This is a genomic window from Actinophytocola sediminis (genome assembly GCF_054779715.1).
The window spans coordinates 225,687-250,397 of sequence record NZ_BAAGXS010000018.1; the positions used below are offsets into that span (position 1 = coordinate 225,687).

The 24,711-nt window shown below is 71.5% G+C and carries 24 protein-coding genes; 18 read left to right on the forward strand and 6 right to left on the reverse strand.

Going from position 1 to position 24,711, the window contains the following annotated elements; genetic code table 11:
* The first annotated feature begins 127 nt into the window (after positions 1 to 127).
* The 16 genes from ACYVIP_RS11355 to ACYVIP_RS11430 are packed head-to-tail and all read left to right on the forward strand — an operon-like array spanning position 128 to position 17,381.
* Entirely contained in the window at positions 128 to 1,024 is an 897-nt protein-coding gene (locus tag ACYVIP_RS11355; protein WP_460394988.1) for a hypothetical protein, read from the forward strand.
* A gap of 10 nt (positions 1,025 to 1,034) precedes the next feature.
* Positions 1,035 to 2,357, forward strand: a complete 1,323-nt coding sequence (locus ACYVIP_RS11360) for a phenylacetate--CoA ligase family protein (RefSeq protein ID WP_460394990.1) — start codon at positions 1,035 to 1,037, stop codon at positions 2,355 to 2,357.
* Positions 2,354 to 4,048: a prenyltransferase/squalene oxidase repeat-containing protein gene (locus tag ACYVIP_RS11365; RefSeq protein ID WP_460394992.1), complete on the forward strand. Its 1,695-nt coding sequence runs from the start codon at positions 2,354 to 2,356 to the stop codon at positions 4,046 to 4,048. The genes ACYVIP_RS11360 and ACYVIP_RS11365 overlap by 4 nt, the downstream gene beginning before the upstream one ends.
* Before the next feature lie 11 nt (positions 4,049 to 4,059).
* A complete protein-coding gene (locus ACYVIP_RS11370) occupies positions 4,060 to 4,476 on the forward strand; it encodes a hypothetical protein (RefSeq protein WP_460394994.1) in 417 nt (138 codons plus the stop codon).
* 4 nt (positions 4,477 to 4,480) lie between these two features.
* Positions 4,481 to 4,783, forward strand: a complete 303-nt coding sequence (locus tag ACYVIP_RS11375; protein ID WP_460394996.1) for an acyl carrier protein — start codon at positions 4,481 to 4,483, stop codon at positions 4,781 to 4,783.
* On the forward strand, positions 4,780 to 5,742 hold the full coding sequence (locus ACYVIP_RS11380) for a class I adenylate-forming enzyme family protein (protein WP_460394998.1): 963 nt from the start codon (positions 4,780 to 4,782) through the stop codon (positions 5,740 to 5,742). The genes ACYVIP_RS11375 and ACYVIP_RS11380 overlap by 4 nt, the downstream gene beginning before the upstream one ends.
* The gene (locus ACYVIP_RS11385; RefSeq protein ID WP_460395000.1) at positions 5,739 to 7,253 is read left to right on the forward strand and encodes an aromatic amino acid ammonia-lyase; all 1,515 of its coding nucleotides are present in this window, start codon (positions 5,739 to 5,741) and stop codon (positions 7,251 to 7,253) included. The genes ACYVIP_RS11380 and ACYVIP_RS11385 overlap by 4 nt, the downstream gene beginning before the upstream one ends.
* Positions 7,250 to 8,419, forward strand: a complete 1,170-nt coding sequence (locus tag ACYVIP_RS11390; RefSeq protein WP_460395002.1) for a 3-deoxy-7-phosphoheptulonate synthase — start codon at positions 7,250 to 7,252, stop codon at positions 8,417 to 8,419. The genes ACYVIP_RS11385 and ACYVIP_RS11390 overlap by 4 nt, the downstream gene beginning before the upstream one ends.
* Before the next feature lie 33 nt (positions 8,420 to 8,452).
* The gene (locus ACYVIP_RS11395) at positions 8,453 to 9,181 is read left to right on the forward strand and encodes an SDR family NAD(P)-dependent oxidoreductase (protein WP_460395004.1); all 729 of its coding nucleotides are present in this window, start codon (positions 8,453 to 8,455) and stop codon (positions 9,179 to 9,181) included.
* Positions 9,159 to 10,184, forward strand: coding sequence for an ATP-grasp domain-containing protein (locus ACYVIP_RS11400; protein ID WP_460395006.1), 1,026 nt, complete (start codon positions 9,159 to 9,161; stop codon positions 10,182 to 10,184). Before ACYVIP_RS11395 ends, ACYVIP_RS11400 begins: the two co-directional genes overlap by 23 nt.
* A complete protein-coding gene (locus ACYVIP_RS11405; RefSeq protein WP_460395008.1) occupies positions 10,181 to 11,338 on the forward strand; it encodes an AMP-binding protein in 1,158 nt (385 codons plus the stop codon). The genes ACYVIP_RS11400 and ACYVIP_RS11405 overlap by 4 nt, the downstream gene beginning before the upstream one ends.
* A 16-nt stretch (positions 11,339 to 11,354) precedes the next feature.
* Positions 11,355 to 12,692 carry a hypothetical protein gene (locus ACYVIP_RS11410; RefSeq protein WP_460395010.1) on the forward strand — a complete coding sequence of 446 codons (1,338 nt, stop codon included), beginning with the start codon at positions 11,355 to 11,357 and terminating at the stop codon, positions 12,690 to 12,692.
* A gap of 9 nt (positions 12,693 to 12,701) precedes the next feature.
* A complete protein-coding gene (locus tag ACYVIP_RS11415; RefSeq protein WP_460395012.1) occupies positions 12,702 to 13,964 on the forward strand; it encodes an MFS transporter in 1,263 nt (420 codons plus the stop codon).
* A gap of 29 nt (positions 13,965 to 13,993) precedes the next feature.
* Entirely contained in the window at positions 13,994 to 15,346 is a 1,353-nt protein-coding gene (locus ACYVIP_RS11420; protein WP_460395219.1) for an ATP-grasp domain-containing protein, read from the forward strand.
* Positions 15,346 to 16,095, forward strand: coding sequence for an MBL fold metallo-hydrolase (locus ACYVIP_RS11425; protein ID WP_460395014.1), 750 nt, complete (start codon positions 15,346 to 15,348; stop codon positions 16,093 to 16,095). Before ACYVIP_RS11420 ends, ACYVIP_RS11425 begins: the two co-directional genes overlap by 1 nt.
* A gap of 5 nt (positions 16,096 to 16,100) precedes the next feature.
* The gene (locus tag ACYVIP_RS11430; protein WP_460395016.1) at positions 16,101 to 17,381 is read left to right on the forward strand and encodes an amidase family protein; all 1,281 of its coding nucleotides are present in this window, start codon (positions 16,101 to 16,103) and stop codon (positions 17,379 to 17,381) included.
* On the opposite strand, the gene ACYVIP_RS11435 is transcribed toward ACYVIP_RS11430, so the two are convergent.
* The 3 genes from ACYVIP_RS11435 to ACYVIP_RS11445 all read right to left on the reverse strand — a co-directional run bounded on the left by ACYVIP_RS11435 (position 17,374) and on the right by ACYVIP_RS11445 (position 20,085).
* A complete protein-coding gene (locus ACYVIP_RS11435; RefSeq protein ID WP_460395018.1) occupies positions 17,374 to 18,660 on the reverse strand; it encodes an ArsB/NhaD family transporter in 1,287 nt (428 codons plus the stop codon). The genes ACYVIP_RS11430 and ACYVIP_RS11435 overlap by 8 nt on opposite strands.
* 193 nt (positions 18,661 to 18,853) lie before the next feature.
* Positions 18,854 to 19,312 carry a CBS domain-containing protein gene (locus tag ACYVIP_RS11440; protein ID WP_460395020.1) on the reverse strand — a complete coding sequence of 153 codons (459 nt, stop codon included), beginning with the start codon at positions 19,310 to 19,312 and terminating at the stop codon, positions 18,854 to 18,856.
* A gap of 215 nt (positions 19,313 to 19,527) precedes the next feature.
* The gene (locus ACYVIP_RS11445; RefSeq protein WP_460395022.1) at positions 19,528 to 20,085 is read right to left on the reverse strand and encodes a hypothetical protein; all 558 of its coding nucleotides are present in this window, start codon (positions 20,083 to 20,085) and stop codon (positions 19,528 to 19,530) included.
* A gap of 203 nt (positions 20,086 to 20,288) precedes the next feature.
* Between ACYVIP_RS11445 and ACYVIP_RS11450 the strand changes: the two genes are divergently transcribed.
* Positions 20,289 to 21,245 (forward strand): sensor histidine kinase, encoded by a 957-nt coding sequence (locus ACYVIP_RS11450; protein WP_460395024.1) that lies wholly within the window; start codon positions 20,289 to 20,291, stop codon positions 21,243 to 21,245.
* Complete coding sequence (locus ACYVIP_RS11455) at positions 21,242 to 21,907, forward strand: response regulator (protein ID WP_460395026.1); 666 nt, start codon at positions 21,242 to 21,244, stop codon at positions 21,905 to 21,907. Before ACYVIP_RS11450 ends, ACYVIP_RS11455 begins: the two co-directional genes overlap by 4 nt.
* 129 nt (positions 21,908 to 22,036) lie before the next feature.
* Here ACYVIP_RS11455 and ACYVIP_RS11460 read toward each other — a convergent pair whose 3' ends face one another.
* From ACYVIP_RS11460 to gdhA, 3 genes are all read right to left on the reverse strand, one after another.
* The gene (locus tag ACYVIP_RS11460; protein ID WP_460395028.1) at positions 22,037 to 22,732 is read right to left on the reverse strand and encodes a DUF3558 domain-containing protein; all 696 of its coding nucleotides are present in this window, start codon (positions 22,730 to 22,732) and stop codon (positions 22,037 to 22,039) included.
* Positions 22,668 to 23,051, reverse strand: a complete 384-nt coding sequence (locus ACYVIP_RS11465; RefSeq protein ID WP_460395030.1) for a hypothetical protein — start codon at positions 23,049 to 23,051, stop codon at positions 22,668 to 22,670. Before ACYVIP_RS11465 ends, ACYVIP_RS11460 begins: the two co-directional genes overlap by 65 nt.
* Before the next feature lie 223 nt (positions 23,052 to 23,274).
* Positions 23,275 to 24,615, reverse strand: a complete 1,341-nt coding sequence (gene gdhA / locus ACYVIP_RS11470; RefSeq protein ID WP_460395221.1) for an NADP-specific glutamate dehydrogenase — start codon at positions 24,613 to 24,615, stop codon at positions 23,275 to 23,277.
* Between the last annotated feature and the right edge of the window lie 96 nt (positions 24,616 to 24,711).

Genomic DNA, 24,711 nt, shown 5'->3' on the forward strand with positions numbered 1-24,711 from the left:
CAAGTCCACGGTGAACCGCTTTCACATTACTGCCGCGCCGCTGTCATCCCACTGACAGTCGTTCGAAAGCGCGCGCCGGGAGATTCCTGGGGTCACAGCGGCATCGGCAGAGGCAGAGGCGACCACGGTGAGCACCCCGGTACGGCGGCTGGGCGAGGCGGAGATGCCCCTCGTGGTCGACGCGATCGATCCGGTGGCGGTCGTGGCGAGCGGGCTGACCGGCGCGGCGCTCACCGCCGAGGAACGGGCCTGCGTCGTGCGTCCGTGGCCGAACATGACGTCCTCGACCGACCTGCTGCTGGTGTCCGACGGGGTGGAGGCCGGCGGGCTGCTGGTCTCCGAGCCGATCCTGCGCGCGCTGTACACCTCGGCGCTCGCCACGCTCGCGGCGACCGAGCTGATGGTGCCGGGGCCGGTGCAGGCCGCGGTGTTCGGGGTCGGCCTGGTCATGCGGCTGCAGCTGATGCTGACCGCCAGCAGGCTGCGGACGGTCAGCCGGATCGTCGTGCACCCGATGATGGTCGGTACGGGCACCCCGTTGGACACCCATGTCATCGCGCTGGTCGACCTGACCGGGGTCGAGCTGTCGATGACCGACGACGTCGAGGACGCGGTGTCCGGGGCGTCGCTGGTGATCGTCACCGGCGACAGCGTGGCGCGGATCGGGGCCGGCGGGATCGCGGCGGGCACCGTGGTGGTCAACGCCAGCGGCCGGACCCTGCCCGAGCTGGTCGCCGCCGCCGAGCGGATCTACGTCGACGATCCCGCGTTGCTCGACGAGCGGACCCACGACCACCTCACCCAGCAGGCGGTGGACGCGGGGCTCGCGCAGGTGCTCTCCGGCGCGCACCCCGGCAGGTCGGGCACCGACGAGACCGTCCTGGTGGAGCTGCTCGGCGCCGGCGCGCTGGACATCCGCCTGGCATGCCAGCTGTATCGCGCCACCGATGACCGCGGCCTGTGGAGCGGACCGGTGCCCTGGCCTGCCGGTGATGACCGGGAACGGAACGAGAAACGGCGTTAGGGAGGCAGACTTGCTGATTGGCAGCAGCGCGGCGCTGGACTTACTGGTGCGCGCGGAGAACGAACTGCGCGCGCGGTCGAAGGGCGTCCCGTCGGCAGGCTTCTACGACGGCAAGCTGGCCCAGCTGTGGGACCGGGCGCGCGGATCCCTTGCCTACACGGGGATCGGCGAGTTCTCGCCGGCGGCGTTCGCTCGGCTCGCGGTGACGTCCAAGGAGGATCTCAAGCGCAGCCCGTGGGACTACGTCGCGGTCGGCCTGGACGACGCGGCGAAGTACTACGAGACCACCGGGACCTCGGGCGTGGTCACGCCGACGCCACGCACCGTGGACGACATCGTGTGGAACACCGTCTCGGTCGGCACGGCGTGGCGGGAGCTCATCGGGCAGGACGATCGAGTGCTGGTCATGCTGCCATCGGACCTGGTTCCGGTGGCGGACCTGGTGGTGAACGTGTGCGAGTACCTTGGGGTGCCGCACGCCAGGGCCTACCCCTTCGCCACCGGCATCGTCGACTGGGACCGGCTGGTCGGGGTGCTCGGCTCGCTGCGGCCGACGGTGGTGTTCATCGCTCCCGGGGTGGCGGTGCAGTTCGCCCGCCTGCTCAAACAACGGGGCCTGATCGCGCGGACACGGGAGAGCGTCCGTGCGCTGATGATGCTCGGCGAGGTCAGCACCGGCCCGATGCGCGCGCGGATCGGGCAGTGGTGGGACGCGTCCTGTTTCGACATCAGCTACGGCAGCACGGAGACCGGCACCCTCGCGGCGTCCTGTGTGGACGGTTCGTTGCACATGCTGACCGCGGCCAACTTCTTCGAGCTGCGCACCGATGCCGGCATCGAACCGGTCGGCGGTGACGACAGTCCGCGTACCGGCACGCTGGTGGTCTCCCCGCTCAACACCTACGCCCGTCCGTTGCTGCGGTTCGACACCGGCGACCAGGTCACCGTCGGCATGCCCTGCCGCTGCGGCGATTCCCGGCCGGTGGTCACCGTGCACGGCCGGGCCACCGACGCGATCACGCTGCACCAGGTGGAGCTGACGCTGCGGACCGTCGAGGAGGTGGTGTACTCGGCGACCACGGCCACCGGCTACCTGATCGAGATCGACGCCGACGGGAGCTACGGGCGGCTGTTGCTCGAACGCGACATCGACGCGGACCGCGCCGCGGAGCCGGCCATGGTCGAGGCCGTGCGCGCGGCGAGCACCGCGCGCGCCGGAATCCGGTGGGACGACGTCGTGTTCGTCAACGCGCTCGCGGTCACCACCAAGAGCGGCGGCTCCCAGAAAAGCTGGAAGCGGTCCAACATCCGCGTCGTGGAGCCGGTCGGATGAGTATCTCGGTTGCTTCTCCGGTGCTCGCGACCGTTAGTGGGGAGCCGGATCTGTGGTGCACCTACGCCGCCGTGCGCACGTTGCGGTGGCTGGGGATGCCGGCGGTCGACGTCGATGGCACCGCGGCCTATCTCGCGGGCCGGGGCAACACCGATGGCGGCTACGCCTGGAGTCGCGGCATGCCGTCGGATGCCTGGGCCACGTTCTACTCCGTGCAGGCGCTGCGCGATCTCGGCCGGACCGTCCCGGCACTGGACGCCACGGCGCGCTGGGTGGACCGGACCTGGTCCGGCGACGCCTACGCGATGACCCCGGGCCAGCGACCCGACGTGTGGGCGACGCACTTCTCCACCCGCACGCTGATCGAGGCCTGCGGCACCGACGTCGCCGACCGGCCGGCACTGCTGGCCTGGCTGGCCGCGTTGCAGCGCCCGGACGGCGGCCTGACCTGGTCGCCGACGCACACCGATGCCGATGTGCGGGCCTGCTTCTACGGTGTGGCCGCGTGGCGGGCGGTGAACTCGGTGGCCCCGGTGCGCCCGCCGTGGCACGTGCCGGCGCTGGTCGACTGGCTGACCTCCATGCGCGGCCAGGACGGCGGGTTCCGGTTCGGCGCGCACGCGGAGTTGTCCTGCCTGTGGGCGACCTACCGGGCAAGCGCCGCGCTCGCCGCCCTCGGCGCCGAGCCCGCGCCCGCCACCGCCGCCTACGTACACGGGCAGCGGGGCACCTCCGGCGGGTTCACCCGGTGGCCCGGCTATCCCGTCGAGGACGTGTGGGCGGCGTTCTGCGCGGTCGGCACGCTCGACGCCGTCGGCGCGGACACCGGTGCGCTGGCCGGCGCGGTCGCCGCCCGGTTGGGCGATTTCGCCTGTGCCGGCGGGGGATTCACCTACCGCGAACCGGCGGTCGCCGGCGACGTGCTCACCGCGTCCGCCGCCGTGCTGAGCGCGCGCGCCGACGCGGCCGACATCGTGCCGTGGCTGGAAAGCTGTCAGCTGCCCAACGAGGGCGGCGTCATGTACATGCCCGGCCGGGGCAGCGAGGTGCGCTGCACCGCGTGGGCGCTGGCGGCGGGCGCGTTCGCCGGCGACCCCGACGGCCGGCAGCGCATCGCCGAATGGCTGCGCGCCACCCAGAATCCCGACGGCGGCTGGGGATACTGGGAGGGCCGCGGCTCCGACATGGTGTCCACGGCGGCCGCGATCGCCGTCGCCGACCGGCTCGACGCACCCCTGGCCTCCCTTGTGGACACCGGGCGGATGGTCGACTTCGTCGCGTCGTGCGCGGTCGGCGACGGGTACGCCACGGTGCCCGGCACCACCCCGACCTTCCGGGCGGGCGCGCAGGCCGGCCGGGTGCTCGCCTCGGTCGGCGCCGGGGACCGGGACCGGGTGGTGGCACTGTTGGCGCGCCACCGGGTCCGTGGCGGCGGGTTCGCCAACGAGGGCAACCGCATTCCCGACCTGTTGTCCACCTACGAGGCGGTGCTCGCCGCCGACGTGCACGGCATCCCGGTCGACGCGGTCCACATCGGACAGTTCGTCGCGTGTGTCGGGACCGCGGCCGGTACGGCGTGGACGCCGTTGGGCCCGCCGACCGGCGGCGCGCTGGCCGACTGCCTGCACACCCTGCTCCGCGCCCGGCTCGACGGCACGGTGCGCGACCTCCCACCCGTCACCCTGTCCTGAGTGGACCAACCATGCCGACACTGCACATCACCTCGGGCCCACTGCCGGCCGCGCGCCGGCGCGCCGTCGCGGTGCGCCTCACCCGCTGGCTGCGCGACCGCGGCGTGCCGCCGGGCAACGTCGTGGTGAACTTCGCCGACCACCCGCCGAACACGGTGTTCTCCGGCGCCATGCCCGTCGAGGCGCTGGGCGCGGCGACCGCACGGCTACGCCATGCCAGCGTCGTCTGTCAGCTCGGCCCGGACCGGGACGAGCGGTTCCGCGACGAGCTCTGCGCCGAGATCGCCGACGCGCTCGGTGCCGACGCCGACACCGGGTTCCTCACCATCGAGTTCCGCCCCACCCGCCCGGACCACGTGCACGTGTGGCGAGCGGGGGCGCCGCACCGCGCGGACCGGTCGTCACTCACCGCACCGAAAGGCAACTGACGTCATGCCCGAGAACACCCTGCCGGTGGCCGAGAAGATCCACGCCGAGGTGTGGGCCGTCCTGCGCGCGCAGTTCGGTGCCGCGGCCGACACCCTCACCGGCGACAGCGAGTTCGTCACCGCGCTCCCGACCGGCTTCGACAGCCTGACCGCGCTCGACACGATCTCCAGGGTCGAGGCCGCGTTCGGCCTCGAGGTCGACTTCGTCAGCCACGACGTGCGGTACTGGTTCGTCACGCCGGACCGCATCGTGCGCTACGTGACCGACCAGCTGGAGGACCGCGCCGTGCTGGGGAACACCCGATGACCGGAGCGGCTGTCGCCGGCGGGATCGACTTCACCACGTCCGGATCGACCGGCCCGCCGACGGTCTGGCGTCGCACGCGCGAGCAGTTGCGCGCCGAGGTCGAGCTCGTCGTGGACACCGTGCTCGGCCCGGTCGAGCACGTGGTCAGCTTCGCCCCGCGCCGCCACCTCTACGGCGCGCTGTTCGCCGAGGTGCTGCCGGAGCTGCTCGATGTCGGTGTGGACGACCTGTCCGGCGATCCCCTTGCCGTGCCACGGATCGTGCCCGGCCGCCGGACGCTGTACGTGTGCCTGCCGGGGAGCTGGCCGATTCTGCGGGCGGCCGGTGGCGACCTGCGCGGCTCGTACGCGCTGCACGGCGCCGGCCCGGTGCCGCCGGGTGCCGCGGCCGCCGTCGCGACCCTCGGCGCCGCCGGGTTGGTGGCCGTCGAGCTGTTCGGCTCGACCGAGACCGGCGCGATCGCCCACCGCCCGATGGCCGGCGGTGCCGACGAGCCGTGGCGGCTGTTCCGGGACGTCACGCTGCTGGACACCCCCGGACCGGACGGCAGCTGCGCACTGCACGTGCAAAGCCCCCGGATAGCGCGCCAGGACGGTCCGCCGGCGGGCAGCCACCGGCTCGACGACCTGATCCGCCCGGTCGGCCGGGACGGGTTCCGGTTCCTCGGGCGGGCCGGCCGGCTCATCAAGATCAACGGCAGGCGCTGTGACCTCGGCCGGATCGAGCGGGTGGTGGCCGAAGCCGTGCCCGGCCTGGACGCGCTGTGTGTCGGCATGCCCGACCCGGTGCGCGGCGAGCACTACGAGCTGTTCGTCGCCGGACCGGCGCTCGACCCCGGCGTGCTCGCCGGCGCGCTCGGCGAGCTGCCGGCACCGCGCGCCGTGCACCGCCTTGACCGGATTCCGCGCACCGCCACCGGCAAGGCCGCGATCGACCAGCGCCCGGAGGCGGCCAGATGACCATCAGCGACGCGCGACCGGTCCCACGGTCCACTGCGGACGATTCGGCCTGGTCGGCGGTCGCCGGACTGCTGGCCCGGTCCGCGCCCGGCAGCCAGTGGCTGCCCGACGCCGCCGAGCGCGCCGCCATGCGGACCGCCAACGACCATCTGTCCACAACGGACTCACCGGTGTACGGCGTCACCAGTGGTTTCGGGCCGCTCGTCGGGTATCCCGGCGACCCCGACCCGGCGGCACAGGCCACCGGGCTGATCGCCCACCTGACCGTCGGCCAGGGGACGCCGCTGCCCCGTGCGGTCGTCCGCACCATGGTGTGGCTGCGGCTGACCGGGATGGCCCGTGGCCACTCCGGCGCCGACCCGGCGACCGTGGCCCGCCTGGCCGACCAGTGGAACCGGGGGTTCACCCCGCTGGTGCCCGCCGACGGCAGCCTGAGCGCCAGCGGCGACCTGGTCCCGCTCGCGCACGCGGCCGCCGCGGCCGCGGGCCGGGAGCGGGCGGTCCTGCCAGACGGGACGGTCGTCGCCGCGGCCGACGCCCTGCGCGCGCTGGGCGCGCGGCCGGTCCGGTGGGACGCGCGGACCGGTCTCGCGTTCGTCAACGGCACCAGCGCGGCACTGGCGCTGGCGCTGCACAACCACCTCGACCTCGCGGCCCTGGCCCTCGCCGGCGCCGCGATGACCGGCCGGCTGGTCGCCCTGCTCGGCGCGCACCGCTCGCCCTACTCGACCCAGATCGCCGCCGTCCGGGGCCACCGCGGTCACCTCGGCGCCGCCGCGCTGATCCGGGACGCGGCCGGTGACGACCCGGTCAACCCGGCCCGCCCGCTGCAGGAGCCCTACTCACTGCGCTGTGCGCCCCAGGTGATCGGCGCGGTGCTGGACCAGCTTCGCCTCCAGTCGACGGTGCTGGTCACCGAGGCGGAGGGCTGCACGGACAACCCGGTGGTGGTCGACGGCACGGTCTGGCACGGCGGGAACTTCCACGCCGCACCGGTCGGCCTGGCCAGCGAGCAGCACGCGCTGTGCCTGCACCAACTGGCCTTCCTGGTGGAGCGCCAGCTCGCGCTGGTCCTCGACCCGGCGCACAACAACGGGCTGGCCCCGATGCTCGCCGCCGCGCCCGGCCGCACCTCCGGGTTCGCCGGGGTGCAGCTGGCGGCCACCTCCCAGCTGGGCGCGATCCGCCAGCGCTGCCTGCCGGCCTCGATCACGGCGGTCCCGACCAACCTCGGCAACCAGGACCACGTGCCGCTGGCCCTCAACAGCGCGGTCGCGGTGGCCGACATGCTCGAGCGGGCCTGGCTGATCGTGGGCTCGCTGCTGTTGGCGCTGACCCGGCTGGCGCGGCTGACCGATGGCGCCCGCTGGGACGGCCCGCTGTGGTCCCGGCTCGCCGACCAGCACGCCGACCTGGCCAAGGACCGCGCCCTGGCCCACGAGGTCGCCGCCGCGGCCAGCACCGCCCGGCAGGAGTTCCGCCCCGACCTCGCCGTGGGAGGCACCCGGTGACCTCGACTGTCCCGACCACGGCGGCGCATCAGCCGGTGTGGGCCGACCAGGACGCCGTGCCCTCGGTTCTCGCCGAGCTGCGTGCCCGGCACCCGCTGGTGCGCGCCACCGAGTGCGACACGTTGCGCGGCGAGCTGGCCGAGGTCGCCATGGGCGGGCGACTGGTGCTGCAGGGCGGCGACTGCGCCGAGCCGTTCGCCGACGCGCGCGGCGGCCGCGTGCTGGCCAAGGCGGCCCAGCTGGCGGAGCTGGCCGCGCTGCTGGCCGCCGAGACCGGGGCGCCGGTCACCCGGATCGGCCGGTTCGCCGGCCAGTACGCCAAGCCGCGCTCCCAGCCGACGGAGACGCTGCCCGACGGGCGCGTCGTCCCGGCGTTCCTCGGCGAGGCGGTCAACGGGCCCGAGCCCGACCCGGTCGCCAGGCGAACGGACGTGACCCGGCTGCTGGCCGCCTACGACCACTCGGCCCGCGCGCTCGACGAGCTGTTCGGCAACCGGTTGCCGGCCGTGGGCGACGACCTCGTCTACGTCAGTCACGAGGGCCTGCTGCTGGAGTACGAACGCGCCCTCGTGCGCGGGGACCACGCCAGCTCGGCGCACCTGTTGTGGATCGGCGAGCGAACCCGGTTCCCCGGCAGCGCGCACCTCGCCTTCGCCGAGTCCATCGCCAACCCGGTCGGGGTCAAGCTCGGGCCAACCGCGACGGTCGAGGAGACCGTGGCCATGGTCGACCAGCTCGGCACCGTCCCCGGCCGGCTGACGTTCATCGTCCGGATGGGCGCGGCCACGGTGGGCGAACGGCTGCCCGTGCTGCTCGACGGGCTCGGTCCGCGCGCGCGGCGGGTGGTGTGGCTGACCGATCCCATGCACGCCAACACCCGGCGCACCGCGACCGGCAAGAAGACCCGGGTACTGGACGACATCCTCACCGAGGTGCGCGCGTTCTTCGCCGTGCTCGGCGAGCGCGGTCTGCACCCCGGTGGGCTGCACCTGGAGCTGACCCCGGACCAGGTGACCGAATGCGTCGACCACGCGGCCGACCTCGGCGACCCCTGCCCGCTGCCGAGGTTCGAGTCGCTGTGCGATCCACGGCTCAACCACGAACAGAGCGTGGCCGTGGTGGCCACGGCGGCCCGGCTGGCCGCCAGGTACGGCAGCTGGCGGTGATTCATGCCGGGAACAACGAGCACGGAGGATGAGATGTCGAAGGTAGTCGTCGTGACCGGTGGCGGAACCGGGATGGGGCGGGCCATCGCCGAACGGTTCGCCGCCGACGGCGCGCAGGTGCACATCATCGGGCGCCGGGCGGAGCCGCTGGCGCGGGTGGTCAAGGAGAACCCGGACGCCGCGATCCACCCGAGGGTGGCCGACCTGACCGATGCCGCGTCGGTGCTGCGGTTGGGTGAGCTGTTCGCGGACCGGACGGTGGACGTGCTGGTCAACAACGCCGGCGGGATCGTCCGTGAGGTGGCCCCCGGCCCGGCCGGCACCTTCGAGGGCTTCCGCCGGACGGTCGAGCTGAACCTGCTGACCGCGATGAACCTGACCGAGGCGCTGTGGCCGAGCCTGGCCAGGCCGGGGGGCTCGGTGATCGGCATCAGCTCGATCGCGGCCCAGCGCGGCGGCGGGGACGCCTACGCGGCGGCCAAGGCCGGGCTCGCCGGCTGGGCCTTCGACCTCGCCAAGGCCGGCGGCCCGGACGGGATCACGGTCAACATCGTGGCCCCCGGCTATGTTCAGGACACCGAGTTCTTCAACGACAGCGGCCGCTCCGCCCGCCACGACCGGCTCGTCGCGGAGACCCTGCTCGGCCGGGCGGGCACGCCGGTCGACATCGCCGCCGTCGTGCACTTCCTCGCCTCCACGGGCGCCTCGTGGGTGACCGGCCAAGTGATCGGAGTCAACGGTGGCGCACTTCTCGGTCGCTGAGCCCGCACCGGCGGTGGACCTGCCAACCGGCTCGACGCCCCGGATCCTCTACCTGTTCCCGGACCGGTCCTCGGCGACCCTGGCCGCGTGGGAGCGGGACCGGTTCTGGCCCGTCTACGAGAAGGTGGCCCGCGCCAACGGGCTCGACTTCGCGGTCGCCGTCCCCGAACACGTGGTGCTCGGCGACGGCGCGGCCTACTGGCGGGGTGAGCGGCTGCGACCCGAGCGGGACATCGTGGTCTACGACGTCCGGTCGGAGCCGATCCACGAGGCCGACCTGTGGTCGAGCCTGACCCTGGTGCGTTCGTTGGCCGAGCAGGGTTTCCTGCTGGCCATCCCGCTGTCGACCGCCCTGCTGTGCAACGACAAGTTCGCCACCGCGCAGGCGCTGGCCGACTCCCCGGTGCCGGTGATCCCGTCGGTGCGGGTGATCACCGGTCGGGACCTGGACCTGTTGAGCTACCGGGAGCTGATCCCGGACGACTGGTTCCCGGCGTTCGTCAAACCGGCGTACTGGGGCAAGGGCGTCGGCGGCGTGCGCTGTCCTGACCGGTCCACTTTGGACGCATTGCTGGGGCTGGCATCGGGCAGCGGCGCCACGATGCTCGTGCAGCCGTTGGTTGGCGAGGTGGTCGCCGACACCCGGGTCGTGCTGGTCGAAGGGGAGATCGTGGCCGTGTACGACCGGATCGCCGCGGCGGGCTCCCATGTCGCCAACGTCAGCCGGGGCGGGCGGGTAGTCGAACGGTCCGATGTGGACGGTCCGGTGCGGGAGCTGGCCGCGCTCGTGCACCGCCGCTTCGACCTGCCCTACGTGTGTGTCGACCTGCTCCGCACGGCCGACGGCGGGTGGTGGTTCTCCGAACTGGAACTGGACGGCGCCGTGGCCGGCCTGTTCGACGACCAGGACGCGGTGGCGCGGATCGTCGGCGGCCGGTTCCGTGCCTACGCCAGCCGGCTCGACCGGCACCTCAGCCCGACCTCAGCGAGGAGAAACCCATGAACCCCAACGTCATCGGGTCCGTCGAGCCGGGCGCGGTGCTGGCCGAGGCGCTGCGCTGGCGCGGCGGCGACGAGGTCGACGACCTGCCGCCGTGGCCGCACCCGCAGCTGCGGGCCGCGACGGTCGAGCGCGCCGCGACCACCGGCGGGTTGATGGTCTGCAGCGGCGGCACCACCGGCTCGCCCAAGCTGACCGTGCTCGCCCCCGATCTCGGCGTCCCCAAGGTGCTCGCGCACTGGCGACCGCTGGTGGCCGGCGACGTGCTGCTCAACCTGTTCTCCACCGGCAAGATGTGGGGCGCCCAGTACTTCTACAACGCGGTGGCGACCCACTCGCGGGCCGTGGTCGCCCCGGCGGGCTCGTTCGCGCCGGCGGAGTTCGCCGAATGGTCCGCCGAGATCGCCGGCATGGGCGTCACCGCGCTGGCCGGCGCGCCCAACGTGCTGGCCCGCTTCGCCGACATGGTGGCCGGCAGCGACCTGACGTTGCCGGTGCGGTCGGTCATCTGGTCGGGGGAGCCCTTGACCCCCGCCCACCGGACGCGCGTCCTCGCCGCGTTCCCGGACGCCGGCTTCTGGGGCAACTACGGGTCGATCGAGACGTTCGTGATCGGCGTCAGCCGCCCGGACTGCGACCTGAGCGCGGTCCACCTGCTCCCCGACCAGCTCCTGGAGCTCGAGGACGACGGCGCGCTGCTGACCCGCGTCGGCGAGGGCTGGCCGACCCCGGCCGTACGCTTCCGGCTCGGCGACCGGGTGCGGCCCGTTGACTGCTCGTGCGGCGGGGACAACGCGTTCACCGTCCTTGGTCGCGCGGACGACAACGTCAAGTTCTTCGGCACCATGGTGCTGCTTGGCGACGTCCTCAACCACGCGCGCACGGTCGAGGGCGTGTTCGACGCCCAGCTCGTGGTGTACCGCGATCCCGATGTCCCCTCGGCCGTGCTGTCGATGACCCTGCTGGTCACCGGCTCCGCCGACCCCTCGGCCGTCCGCCGGGTGATCGTCGGCGCGGTGGAGGACCTGGGGATCGTCGACGCGCACACGCCGGAGGCCTTCACCGTGGCCGCCGTCGCCGAGGTCACGCGCAACGAGCGGACGAACAAGGTGCTGCCCGTGGTGTGGGAGTCCGCCGCCGAACCGGTGGCGCGCTGAGGAAAGGCAGGAAGTCATGACCGCCACCGTGCACGAGCCCGCCATCGTGGAGAACGCGCCGACCAGGGCGTTGCTCACCGACCGGCGCTCGCTCGACACCACCACCCCCGGCTACGACCGGTTCCGCTCGTGGTTCACCCGCGCGCTGCTGTCCCGGCCGGCCATCCTGGACGCCGCCCAGACCCGCCGGCTCGCCGACGGCCTGCCGCTGCTGCTGGCCACCCTGCACGCCCTGCCCGAGCGCCTGTTCGGCGGCGACCAGGTGGCCTTCGCCGACGCGCTCGGCTGGGCCGGGGCGCGGGACGCGCTCGCGGCGCTGTCCGGACCGACGGTGCCGCTCGGCCGGGCCGACCTGGTCAACAGTCCGGCCGGCTTCAAGGTCGTGGAGTTCAACACCTCCAGCTCGCTTGGCTCGTTCGAGTTCGGTGAGCTGTGCCGGGCCAGCCTCACCGACCCGGGGTTCGCCGAGTTCGCCGACCAGGCCGGCCTGTACTACCTGGACCCGATGACCAGGCTGGTCGACACGATCCTCGCCGACACCGCGCTCACCCGCGACAGCCGGCCGACCGTCGCGCTGGTCGACTGGGTGAGCGTGCCCTTCGAGGTCGACGGCTCGCTGTTCGAGGACCTCATGGCCGAGCAGGGCATCCGGGTGCTCAGCGGCACGGTCGCGGACCTGGAGCTGACCGGCGCCGGACTGCATCTGCGCGGTGAGCGCGTGGATGTCGCGTACCGGACGTTCCTGCTGTCCACCGTCGCCGAGGATCCCGACGCGGCCGCGCGGCTTACCCCGCTCACCGAGGCGGCGCGCACCGGGGCCGCCACGGTGTTCACGCCGCTCAACGCCGACCTGTTCGGCACCAAGGAATGCCTGGCGCTGCTCACCGACCCGGCCAACCGCGACCGGTTCACCGACCAGGAATGGGACAACGCCCAGCGCCTGCTGCCCTGGACGCGGACCATGCGCGGCGCGGACACGGTGGCGGCGCAGCGGGGTTCCCTGCTGGACCAGGTGTTACGCGAGCAGGGGGAGCTGGTGCTCAAACCCACCAGGGGACGCGCCGGCCACGGTGTGGTCGGCGGCTGGCTGGTGCCCGCCGAGCAGTGGGCCGCGCTGGCCCGTCGGGCGACCGATGGCGACTACATCGTGCAGCGCCGCGAGCACTCCGTCGCCGAGCGCTTCGCCGGACCGTCCGATGTGGACCCGTCGACCTGCCTGCTGCACTGGGGGATGTTCGTGACCGCCGCCGGGCTCAGCGGCGGGTTCGTCAAGGGGCTGCCCGACAGGCCGCAGGACATTAGGTTCCTCGGCGACGGCTCCCATGTCGGCTGCGTCTTCCACGCCCGAGCCTGAAGGACGACGATGACCACCCACCTCCAGGACACCCCGGCGGCCCCGGGATCCCTGTGGCGACACCGGGACTTCCTCCGGTACTGGGCCAGCCAGCTGGCCTCGCGCATGGGCGTGCAGGTCGCCGAGCTGGTGCTGCCGTTGGCCGCGATCCTCCTCGTGGACGCCACACCGGTCGAGCTCGGTGTGGTGAACGCGCTGGCCTTCGCCCCCTACCTGCTGCTCTCGCTGGCGGCGGGCGTGTGGATCGACCGCAGCCGCAAACGGGGCCTGCTCGTGCTCTCGGAGTTCGGCCGGGTCGTCGTGCTGGCCGTCATCCCGGTGATCGCCCTGTTCGGCGCGGTCTCCCTGTGGCACCTGTACGTCGTGGCGTTCCTGCTTGGCGTGTGCGCCGTGCTGTTCGACGTCTCGGGCACGGCCTACCTGCCCTCCCTGGTCGAACGGGACCAACTCCTCGACGGCAACGCCAAGCTGCAGGCGACCATCGTGGTCACCAGCTCCGGCGGGCCCGCGGTGGCCGGTCTGCTGGTGCAGTACCTCGTGCCGCCCGTGGTGCTGCTGATGAGCGCGGTCAGCAGCCTGTTCTCCCTGGTCTGTCTGCGCGGCATCAAGCGCAGGGAGGACCCGCCGGAGCCGAAGGAACGCCATGCGCTGCGCGAGATCGGCGAGTCGCTGCGGTTCATCGCCCACGACCGGTACCTGCGCTTCCTCACCATCCGCTCCGGCGTGAACAACCTGTTCTTCCTGGCCCGCAACACGATGCTGCCGTTGTTCGTCCTGCAGACCCTCGGGCTGGGCACCTCCGCGCTGGGGCTGGTGCTCGGGGTCGGCGCGATCGGCGCGCTGATCGGGTCGATGCTGTCCAAGCGACTGGCGTCGCGGCTGGGCCCGGGGCGGGTGATCGCCGTCGGCTACGGGGTGGCCTCGGTCGTGCAGCTGTTGCTGCCGCTGGCCATGGGACCGACGTGGCTGGCGCTGACGATCATGATGTCGATGTTCTTCGTCGGCGGCATGTTCATGACCATCGGCAACACCAACGTCGCCACGCTCCAACAGATGCTGATCCCCCGCGACCAGCTTGGCCGGGTCGTGGCCGCGATGCGCACGGTCACCTGGGGGAGCATGCCGGTCGGCGCGCTGGTCGGCGGCGTGCTCGGCTCGCTGATCGGCATCCGGGAGACGCTCATCGTCACCGCGGTCGGCTTCTGCCTGTCCGCGCTGTGGCTGGTGTTCTCCCCGATCGCGAAGCTGACCGCCATGCCAGAAGCGAAGTGAGCCAAGGGAAAGGAGGGACCGTGCACCCCATGCCGTCCCCGGAGCACCGGCCAGCGGCCTTCGTCCTGACCGGCGCGTTCCGGGTCATCTGTCGCAACCACAAGTACCTCACCGCGCTCGCCCGGCGCGGTCTGCGGGCGCTGGTCCTGTGTCCGGAGTCCTCCCGGGAGCAGGCGCAGGCCGTGCTGGCCGCCGGAGCCGGCCCGGTGCCGACGATCGCCGAGGTGGCCTACGCCGCGGGTGAGCTGGACCAGGAGGGTTCCTTCGTGCCGGACGTCCTGGCCGTCCTCGGGGACTGGCGCGACCGGTACCGGATCGTGGGGGTCTACGCGATGGAGGAGACGCTGGTCGAGCCGACCGGGCTGGTCTGCGACCTGCTCGGGGTCCCGGCCCCCGGGCTGCGGGCCAGCCGTGTCTGCCGGAACAAGTACCTGCAGCGCGGCTATCTCGCCCCGTTCAGTCCACAGTCGACGATCGTGCCGCCCGGCCGGCGACACACGGTCGACCTGGCCGCGCAGCGGTACCCGGTGGTCGTGAAACCCGCCACCCGGCACGCCAGCTCGGGCGTGCTGGCCTGCGAGCGCCCGGACGAGGTGGCCGCCCTGCTGCCGACCTACCGTCCACACGAGACCGTCCTGATCGAACAGAAGGTGGTCGGCCAGGAGTTCTCCGTTGAGTCACTGGTGTCCGGCGGCGAGGTCCGGTTCGCTTCGGTGACCAGGAAGGAGACCACCGACACCACCGAACGGACCTTCGTCGAGCTGGTGCACAGCGTGCCCGCCGGCCGGGAGGTGACCGAGACGTTGCTGACCGAGGACCGGAAGGTGTTGCGCGCACTGGACTTCGCCGACGGCGTGGCGCACTCGGAGTGGCGGGTGACCGACGCTGGGGAGACCTTCCTGATGGAGATCGCGTCCCGCACCCCTGGCGACGGCCTGACCCTGCTCTACGAGTTCGCCTGCGGCCGGCCCATCGAGGAGCAGATCATCGCGATCGCGCTTGGCGAACAGGTCGACTACCCGGCGCCGCGCCGCCGTGCCCGGCAGGTCTACCTGCGCCACCCGGTCGGCGTGCTGCGCGAGGTCACTGTGGACTGGCCGGGCGTGCGTCCGGTGTGGCTCGGGGACACCGACCTGTGGCCCGCCGCGGTGCCCGGCAACGCGGACGACCCACCCGCGCTGCGCCTGGTGCTGGTGCTCAAGGAACGCGGCAGCGAGCTCGGCCAGCTGATCTCCTCCGACGACCGGGCGGTGACCTTCTTCATCGACGCCGACACCGAAGCCGAGCTCGACCAGCTCGAACACCAGGTCCGCGCGGCCATCGCGCTGTCAGTCGACCCGCTGGCCGTCGATCCGCTGTCGGTCGAGGCGGTGGCCGTCTGATGCTCGTCCGGACCGTGGTCGCCGACGCGTTCGCGACCAAGTGCTACTTGGTCGCCGATGGTCCTGGCAGCGACTGTGTGGTGGTGGATCCCGGCTACGGCGTGGCCGAGAAGCTGCCCGCCGCGCTGGCCGAGGACGAACTGACCCCCCGGGCCGTGCTGCTCACCCACGGCCACCTCGACCACACCTACTCGGTGACCGAGGTGTGCGCGCGGTACCGGATCCCGCTCTACCTGCACCCCGACGACCACTGGATGCTGTCCGACCCGCTCGCCGGGCTTGGTCCGGACGTCTCGCCGCTGTTCGAGGAGTTCCTGGCCCCCGGGTGGCGGTGGCGGGAGCCGGCCGAGGTCGAGTCGTTGGCCGGCGGGGACGTGCTTGAGCTGGCCGGGTTGCCGGTGCGGGTGGACCACACGCCCGGCCACACCGCGGGCTCGGTGATGTTCAACCTGCCAGGCGACCTGCGCGTTCCCGGGTACTGCCTGGTCGGCGACACCCTCTACGCGGGGAGCATCGGCCGCACGGACCAACCGAGCGGGGACCGCGGCGACACCCTCCGCTCGCTGCGCTCCATGCTCGCCAAACCTCGCGAGGTGGTCCTCTACACCGCGCACGGCGAGGACAGCACCCTGGCCACCGAGCGCACCGACAACCCGTTCGTCTGGGAGGCGGCCAGGTGGTCGGGCCTCGGCACGCCCCCCACCACCGCCGACACGGTCCGCGACTACAAGGCACGCACACGAAAGTAGGGCCCATGTCCGAGGAAGTCGTTCTGCCGGAACTGCTGCGCCTGCCGCTCGCCGAACGCGTCCGGCTGATCGCCCGCGGCGAGCTCGGCCTGCGCGAATGGCGGTCGCAGGCCGACGACTGGGCCTTCGCCGCGGACAGCCGCTACCGCGCGTGCGCCGACCTGCGGCCCACGACGGGGCCGGTGCGGTTGGGGGTCAAGGACACCGTCGACGTGGCCGGTTTCCCGACCAGGCTGGGGTTGCGCCGCTACCGCCACCACCCCGACCGCACGGCCGCGCCCCTGCGCGAGGTCGGCGTCGGGGTCACCGCGAAGGTGGTCACCACCGAGCTGAACATCGGCGTCGGCTCCGGCTGCGTCAACCCGAACTTCCCGGCGTTCGACCCGGCAGGCTCGTCCACCGGCTCGGGGGTCGCCGTCGCGGCCAACATCTGCGACGTGTCGCTTGGCACCGACGTGCTCGGCTCGGTGCGCTGGCCCGCCGCCCGGTGCGGGGTGGTCGGCCTGCGCACCACCCACGACCGCGACGGTCTCGACGGCGTGTTCCCGCTGTCCCCGTCGATGGACGCCGCCGGCTGGGTCGCCAGGACCGCCGAGGACCTCGCGTTCGCCTGGGAGCACCTTGGCCTCGGGCGGGTGCCCGAACCGCGCGGGCGGCGGGTCGCGGTGGTCGAGGAGGTCTTCGACGGCGGCTGCGACGACGAGGTGCTGGCCACCCTGGAGACCGTGCTGGCCGCGCTGACCGCCGCCGGTCACACCGTGGGCCGGGCCCGGCTCGGCGAGTTGTGGGACTGCCGGGGGATGGCCTGGGAGCTGTGCTCGGCCGACGCCTGGCGCGGCTACCAGGTGTGGGGCAGCCGGTTGAACGACGACCTGCACGAGACCACGCTGACCGCCCTGCGCACCGGTGCCCAGGTCAGCGCCGAGCGGTACGCCGAGATCAGCGCGCGGATGGCGGCCAGCCGCGCGGCCGTCCCGGCGCTGTTCGAGACCCAGGACACCGACTTCCTGCTGCTGCCGCTGGACCCGGACCTGCCGTTGCCGATCGGCGTGCGCGCGCCGTCGAGCTCGACCATCCCCAAGCCGGGCGACGCCGACTACGAACGCCAGGTCGGCTACACCCCGGTGGCCAGCTTCGCCGGACTACCCGCGATCACCTTCCCGGTCGGCGTCAGCGCCGAGCACGGCGCCCCGCTGGCCGCCCAGCTGGTCGGCCGGCCGGGCACCGACGGCGAGCTCATCCGGCTGGCCCGCGACCTAGCCGATCACCTACAGCCGATCACGTGAAGTAGCGCAGCCACACGTAGACCCAGGCCATCACCGTGGTGAGCGCGGTGACCACGATGCCGTACCGGGTGAACTGCCAGAACGAGATCGGGTGACCGGTGCGCGCGGCGATGCCGATGGCGACCACGTTGGCGCTGGCGGCCACCGCGGTGCCGTTGCCGCCGAAGTCGGCGCCCAGCGCGAAGGCCCACCACAGCGACCGTCCGGTCGCGACGTCCGGTGCCGTCGCGGTCAGGTCCTCGACGATCGGCGCCATCGTCGCCACGTAGGGGATGTTGTCGAAGAACGCGCCGAGCACCGCGGAGCCGAACAGCAGCGAGGTGGCGGCCATGAAGAAGTTGTCCCCGAAGGCGCTGACCGCCCACGTGCCGATGGTCGCGATCACCCCGGTGTGCACCAGGCCGGCGACCATGATGAACAGGCCCATGAAGAAGACCAGCGTCTGCCACTCCACCTCACGCAGCACGTCGATCACGTCGGCCCTGGTGACCAGCAGCATCAGCCCGGCGCCGAGCAGCGCCACGATGGCCGGGTCCAGGTGCAGCGTGGCGTGCAGGCCGAAGCCGACCACCACGGCCGCGAACACCACCAGGCACCGCTTCAGCATCGCCGGGTCGGTGATGGCGCGGCGTTCCTTGAGCGCCATCACCGCGGCCACCTTCTCCGGGTGGTACTGGAACGACTTGCGGAACATCACCCTGGTGAGCAGCACGAACACCACGAACACGATGACCACGATCGGCGCCATGTGCACGAGGAAGTCGGTGAACGTCAGCCCGGCCCGGCTGCCGATGATGATGTTCGGTGGGTCGCCGATGAGCGTGGCGGCGCCGCCGATGTTCGAGGCGAGCACCTCGGCGATCAGGTAGGGCCGCGGCGAGATCTGCAGCCGCTCACACACCACCACGGTGACCGGCGCGACCAGCATGATCGTGGTGACGTTGTCCAGGAAGGGCGAGGCGATCGCGGTGATGACCATGAGCATCACCATCAGCCGGTACGGCTTGCCCTTGGCCCGCTTGGCCGCCCAGATGGCGAGGTAGTCGAACAGCCCGGTCTGTTTGACGATCCCGACGATGATCATCATGCCGAACAGCAGGAAGATGACGTTCCAGTCGATGCCGGCGTGTTCGGAGAAGAACACCTCCGCACCCGGGATGAGCCCGAAGGCGGCCATCGCCCCGGACGCGATGAGCACGACCTTGACCTTGTCGGCCTTCTCGGTGGCGATGAAGAAGAACGCCACCAGGAAGATCGCCAGCGCGAGAACGGCGCTCACTTGGCCGCCTCCCCGGGATTACAGGTGGTGGTCGATCCTGGGGGTGACAGAAGGTGGCTCACGTGTCGAACCCCGGTGGTCTGCCGTCATGGGGGTGCACGGGAGCTGGCTCCTCCGCTCATGGGCATGGCACGCCGACCGGGCACCGGCCAGTGGCCGGTGCTCGGGGGTGCGGGGAATGGACTTGTGGCGATCACTCGTCGGTGGTGAACACCGCCAGGCTGGTGATCAGCCGTTCCAGCGTGATCGCCCCGATCAGGGCGCCGTTGGGATGAACCACCGCGATGAGCGGACTGTGTTGTCGCGCCATCAGCGCGGCCACTTCCAGCAGAGTCGCCTCGGCACGGACGGTGACCGGTTTGCTCACCGCCACCGGTACGCAGTCGGCCACGGTCCGGTCACCGAGCTCCACCCAGAACCGGTCGGCGTGGTCCTCGTCGATCGCCCGCACCAGCGCGGGGTCGTTCTGGTAGGCCTGTGGCACGGCCAGGCGCAACACCTGGGTGCCGGGCAGCACCATCTTCGGCCGGGAGAACTCATCCACGACGATGAGCCCTGGCAGGCGGCTGACCGCCATCACCCGCACTGCCTTGGTGACCGGATCACTCATCGTGACGGTCGGCACGTGCGCGGCGATGTCGCTTGCTTGCATGGCACCAGCCCCGGTTGTGCGACTGAACTGACTCTGTTCCGCCTCCCCGCGTTTCGCTGTGTTGGTCGCGTTGGGGACGGCGGGCGCTGCTTGGGCACGTGCTTGTGGCTGGGTCGCGTCACGTTCCCCTGAGGTGCGGTTGGGGACGCCTCGGGATGACACTGAGGCGTGGTTGGGGAGGACTCGGGATGACTCCGAGGTTGACCGCAGGTGGCTCACCGGTGCTCCTTGGTGACCGCCGCGACGGTGCGTTCCAGCACGTCGAGCCGGTCCACGATCGACGGACTGTGCAGCATCGCGGCGACCTGGTCGGCCTCGTCGGCGTCCAGCTCGATGACCTGCACGGGTACGTCGGGGTCCACAGCGGGCTCGTAGACGAGCAGCTGGCGGGTGTCGTCGGTGGTCAGTACGCCCAGCCGCTGCCCGCCGCGGGTGACGAGGTGGGCCAGCCGCCCGGTGCCGGGCACCGTGGTGTGGGTGACGTTCATGGCCGGGGACTCCCTCCTCATGCCTATGTACATGTCTCTGTCGGCTGTGGACACCGTCGAGTCTGCGCGAAACCGGATGCGCTGACCATCGGTGCCAGCACCCACATCGGATGGGGAGAACCATGTAGCCGGCCGGTCGTCCCGGCCCCCGAGCCCGGTGGTCCCGGCCAGGACCAGGCCGACCGCGATGAGCACGCCGTGCCCGAGTGCGATCCCGACCGCCAGGGTCACGGCGGCGGCGGTCAGCATCAGCCACACGCGCCGCGGCGTCGACGTGGCCGCCATCATGCCCCTCCGATCCCGGGGCGGTTCCCGTACCACTACGGTCGCTCATCTCGGCAGGCGCGTGCCATCCGTGCGGGCACCCAACAATGCCGGGGTCTACTACCGATCGACAGGTCGTGGCCGCGGACCGCACCCTCACGTTGCGCGGGTCCATGGCGGGCGCGGAGAGTGAAGGCGATCAGTCGGGCCGAGGAGGTTGGTGCGTGTCGCTGTTCTGGCGGATCTTTCTGCTCAACGCGGTGGTCGTGGTCGGCGCGACGGCGACGTTGCTGCTCGGGCCGGTCACCGTGTCCACCCCCGCGTTGCTCACCGAGGTGCTCGTGCTGGCGGCGGGGCTGGGCATCATGCTGGTGCTCAACGCGGTGCTCTTCCGCATCGGGCTGGCCCCGCTGCAACGCCTGACCAGGGCGATGACCACCGTGGACCTGCTGCGGCCGGGGCCACGGCCCGCGGTCGTAGCAGGTCGTGGGGAGATCGCCGACCTGATCCGGGCGTTCAACGGCATGCTCGACCGGCTGGAGGCCGAGCGCGGGCGCAGCGCCGCCCGGGCGCTGTCCGCGCAGGAGGGTGAGCGGCACCGGGTCGCCCAGGAGCTGCACGACGAGGTCGGCCAGACGCTCACCGCGGTGTTGCTGGAGCTCAAGCGGGTGGCCGACCACGCGCCCCGGCCCGTGCGCAACGAGCTGCGGCAGGTGCAGGAGACCACCCGGGGGAGCCTGGACGAGATCCGCCGGATCGCCAGGCGGCTGCGTCCCGGGGTGCTCACCGAACTGGGCCTGATCAGCGCGCTCAAGGCGCTGGCGGCCGAGATCGGCGGGCCGACCGGGCTGGTCGTGCGGCCGTCGTTCGGCCCTGACCTGCCCTCGCTCGGGGAGGAGACCGAACTGGTCGTCTACCGGGTCGCGCAGGAGGGCGTCACGAACATCGCCCGGCATGCCGGCGCAACGCACGCCGACCTGACCCTGCGCCGCGAGGGCGCCGACGTGGTGCTGCGCATCCGCGACGACGGGCACGGCATCGGCCACGCCGCCGAGGGCGCCGGCATCCAGGGCATGCGTGAACGCGCGCTGCTCGTCGGCGCCCAGCTCACGGTCGGTGCCGGGCCGGGTGGCGGCACCGAGGTACGACTTTGCCTGCCGATCCCAGCGGAGCAGCCATGACCACGACGCGACCGGCGCCCGCGCGCATCCTGCTGGCTGACGACCACGCGCTGGTTCGGCGGGGCGTGCGGCTCATCCTGGACAACGAGCCGGACCTGACCGTGGTGGCCGAGGCGAGCGATGGCGCGGAGGCGATCGAGCAGGCGCGTGCGCACGAGCCGGACCTGGCGATCCTGGACATCGCGATGCCCAGGATGACCGGGTTGCAGGCGGCGCGGGAGTTGTCCCGGTTGCGGCCCGACCTGCGGATCCTGATCCTCACGATGCACGACAACGAGCAGTTCTTCTTCGAGGCGCTCAAGGTGGGGGCGTCGGGCTATGTGCTCAAATCGGTGGCCGACCGGGATCTGGTGGAGGCGTGCCGGGCCGCGATGCGGGGAGAGCCGTTCCTGTATCACGGCGCGGTGACCGCGTTGATCCGTAACTATCTCGACCGTGCCCGGGACGGGGACGAGCCGCCGGACCGGCCGATCACCGTGCGGGAGGAGGAGATCCTCAAGTTGGTCGCGGAAGGACACTCCACCAAGGAGATCGCCACAATGCTGGTCATCAGCGCCAAGACGGTCGAACGCCACCGCGCCAACCTGCTACAGAAACTGGGCCTACGCGACCGCGTCGAACTGACCCGCTACGCCATCCGCGCCGGCCTGATCGAGCCCTGAACCGCCGCATGCCCTGAATGAGGCATTGGAGACGTTCAGCGTCCTGAATGAGGCATTCAGGGCATTTACCCAGGCCGAGCGACAACGGCAGATCAGGCCCCTCGGACCTTTCCCCGGTGTGTGCGCTACTCAGCCGTGGGCTTTCCGCAATGTCGCCAATGCCGCTGTCGCCACCTGCAACGCCCGATCGCATGACCCCTGCGCGCCCAGCCGACCCTGCTCGGTCGTACGGAACGTCAACGAATCGGAGATACCCACCACGATCACGCACGTTCCCCTGGCGCGAAGATCGGGGCTGCTGGCGTAAACCGCCGGATACTCAGCTACGGTGACCGGTTCGAAATACTTGAACTGGTCGCGGCCCCGATATGTATCCGACAGGCCGTTTTCGTTCCCGGTAAGAAACCCCACACCGATCGTGCTTCCCAGGTCCGGGTTGGCGTGCCAGGTGCAGAACGGCCCGGCGTTCTCCGCCACGGCTCCCGTCGTCGTCTCGATCCCTGGACGGCTCACGTCGAACGTTGCCAACTGAGCCTTGCTCAGCGTCGTGCACGGCTGGGTGAGAAACGCGGTCGCGTCCAGCGGAGTGTCCACCAGAGGTGCCCCATGTGTCTCGTCCGCACTCGGCGCGGAGGATTCCGACGTGCTCGTGGTGGGCTGCGCGGTCGGGTTTCCGTTCTCCTCAGAAGAACAACCCGCAGTCACTACCACGACCGACACCAGACTTGCGACCAGTCCGGCCAGGCGTGTTTTCATCCGGTCAGCCCCCGTCAACACTTCGCATCCGCTCAGCGGCCTGCTCGTCGTCAGCAGCGTACTGCGCATGTGCGGCCTGCAACTTCTGAATGTAGTTGTCTGTGTAGTCCGCCATGGCGGCGTTGTGTTCGATGGCCTTGGTCAACGACTCGATCGTCGCCGCGGCCTGGAGTTGGCTCATCAAATCCTTGGCCGGTGGCACAATCAGTTGCTGTGCTTGCGTGAGCTTGTCTCCATCGACCCGAATGCCGTCGCGGATTTTGATCCACTCGGTGATGATCGCGTCCAACTCGTCCAGGTCGGCGAACACGTACTTGCCGTCCGCGCCGCCGCCACCGCTACCGACGACCACGTAGCCGGCGTTTCTCGCCAGCGGCCCCTCATTCACCGAGACACCCTCCCCAGGAAATCTCACCATCGGTGATCACACTGCCACTCTCTGGCTGTGCTCACGGGACACCATAGGGCGTTCACCGGATCGCCGGGCCAACCACCAACGACGCCACCCGAACGGCGCACGCGCCCGAAACCGGGTCATCCAACGCAGCGAAGGGTCCCTTCACTGCACTGGGCGCAGCGAAGGGACCCTTCGCTGCGGGGCGGGGCGGGAGTCAGATGACGCCGAGGGCGAGCATGGCGTCGGCGACCTGGGTGAAGCCGGCGATGTTGGCGCCGGTGAGGTAGTTGCCCGGTGAGCCGTACTCGTCCGCGGTCGCCAGGCAACGGTCATGGATACCGTGCATGATCTCCGCCAGCCGCAGTTCCGTGTGCTCGAACGTCCACGAGTCCCGGGACGCGTTCTGCTGCATTTCCAACGCGCTGGTCGCCACCCCGCCGGCGTTCGCCGCCTTGCCAGGCGCGAAAGTCACTCCCGCTTCGGCGAAATTCCGCACCGCCGCCGGAGTGCACGGCATGTTCGCGCCCTCGGCCACGATCGCGCACCCGTTGGCGACCAGCGCCACCGCGTCCGACTCGGTCAGCTCGTTCTGGGTCGCCGACGGCAGTGCGATGTCGCACGGCACCTCCCACACCGACCGGCCCGCGACGAACCTGGCCGCGTCGCCCCGCGCCTGTGCGTACTCGCTGATCCGCTCCCGGCGCGTCACCTTGATGTCCTTGATCAGCTCCAGGTCGATGCCCTTCTCGTCGACCACGTATCCACCGGAGTCCGAGCACGCCACCACCGTGCCACCCAGCTGCTGGATCTTCTCGATCGCGTAGACGGCCACGTTGCCCGACCCGGAGACCACGACCGTCTTCCCGTCGAACGAGTCCCCGCGGGTCCGCAGGATCTCCTCGACGAAGAACACCGCGCCGTACCCGGTGGCCTCCGTGCGCACCTGTGACCCGCCCCACGCCAAACCCTTGCCGGTCAACACCCCGGACTCGTACCGGTTGGTGATCCGCTTGTACTGCCCGAACAGGTAACCGATCTCCCGCCCACCGACTCCGATGTCACCGGCCGGCACGTCGGTGTACTCGCCGATGTGCCGGTACAACTCGGTCATCAGCGCCTGGCAGAAGCGCATCACCTCGCCGTCCGAGCGGCCCTTCGGGTCGAAGTCCGAACCGCCCTTGCCACCACCGATCGGCAGACCGGTGAGGGCGTTCTTGAAGATCTGCTCGAAGCCGAGGAACTTCACGATGCCGAGGTAGACGCTGGGGTGGAATCGCAACCCGCCCTTGTAGGGGCCGAGCGCGGAGTTGAACTCCACCCGGAAACCCCGGTTGATCTGCACGGTTCCCCGGTCGTCGACCCACGGGACGCGGAAGATGATCTGCCGCTCCGGTTCGCACAGCCTGCGCAGCACCGCGCTGTCGGCGTACTCGGGGTGCTTGGCCACCACCGGCCCCAGACTGTCCAACACCTCGTGCACGGCCTGGTGGAACTCGCTCTCACCCGGGTTGCGGCGCAGTACCTCGGCATAGATCTGGTCCAGCTTCTCGTCCAGCCGCGGCACGCGGTGCTCCTCTCGTCGCCGGTGAGGGCGATGTCCGCTCCCCGCGCCACCGTCTCATATCGACCAATGCCTTGTGTCGGGTGGATT

Excerpts from the sequence above, each read along its gene's own strand:
- ACYVIP_RS11380 (WP_460394998.1), top strand. The coding sequence starts at position 4,780 with ATGACCGGAGCGGCTGTCGCCGGCGGGATCGACTTCACCACGTCCGGA.
- ACYVIP_RS11405 (WP_460395008.1), top strand. The coding sequence starts at position 10,181 with ATGAACCCCAACGTCATCGGGTCCGTCGAGCCGGGCGCGGTGCTGGCC.
- ACYVIP_RS11420 (WP_460395219.1), top strand. The coding sequence starts at position 13,994 with ATGCCGTCCCCGGAGCACCGGCCAGCGGCCTTCGTCCTGACCGGCGCG.
- ACYVIP_RS11395 (WP_460395004.1), top strand. The coding sequence starts at position 8,453 with ATGTCGAAGGTAGTCGTCGTGACCGGTGGCGGAACCGGGATGGGGCGG.
- ACYVIP_RS11375 (WP_460394996.1), top strand. The coding sequence starts at position 4,481 with ATGCCCGAGAACACCCTGCCGGTGGCCGAGAAGATCCACGCCGAGGTG.
- ACYVIP_RS11455 (WP_460395026.1), top strand. The coding sequence starts at position 21,242 with ATGACCACGACGCGACCGGCGCCCGCGCGCATCCTGCTGGCTGACGAC.
- ACYVIP_RS11370 (WP_460394994.1), top strand. The coding sequence starts at position 4,060 with ATGCCGACACTGCACATCACCTCGGGCCCACTGCCGGCCGCGCGCCGG.
- ACYVIP_RS11415 (WP_460395012.1), top strand. The coding sequence starts at position 12,702 with ATGACCACCCACCTCCAGGACACCCCGGCGGCCCCGGGATCCCTGTGG.
- ACYVIP_RS11445 (WP_460395022.1), bottom strand. The coding sequence starts at position 20,085 with ATGGCGGCCACGTCGACGCCGCGGCGCGTGTGGCTGATGCTGACCGCC.
- ACYVIP_RS11410 (WP_460395010.1), top strand. The coding sequence starts at position 11,355 with ATGACCGCCACCGTGCACGAGCCCGCCATCGTGGAGAACGCGCCGACC.
- ACYVIP_RS11460 (WP_460395028.1), bottom strand. The coding sequence starts at position 22,732 with ATGCGCAGTACGCTGCTGACGACGAGCAGGCCGCTGAGCGGATGCGAA.
- ACYVIP_RS11385 (WP_460395000.1), top strand. The coding sequence starts at position 5,739 with ATGACCATCAGCGACGCGCGACCGGTCCCACGGTCCACTGCGGACGAT.
- ACYVIP_RS11425 (WP_460395014.1), top strand. The coding sequence starts at position 15,346 with ATGCTCGTCCGGACCGTGGTCGCCGACGCGTTCGCGACCAAGTGCTAC.
- ACYVIP_RS11440 (WP_460395020.1), bottom strand. The coding sequence starts at position 19,312 with ATGCAAGCAAGCGACATCGCCGCGCACGTGCCGACCGTCACGATGAGT.
- ACYVIP_RS11430 (WP_460395016.1), top strand. The coding sequence starts at position 16,101 with ATGTCCGAGGAAGTCGTTCTGCCGGAACTGCTGCGCCTGCCGCTCGCC.
- ACYVIP_RS11365 (WP_460394992.1), top strand. The coding sequence starts at position 2,354 with ATGAGTATCTCGGTTGCTTCTCCGGTGCTCGCGACCGTTAGTGGGGAG.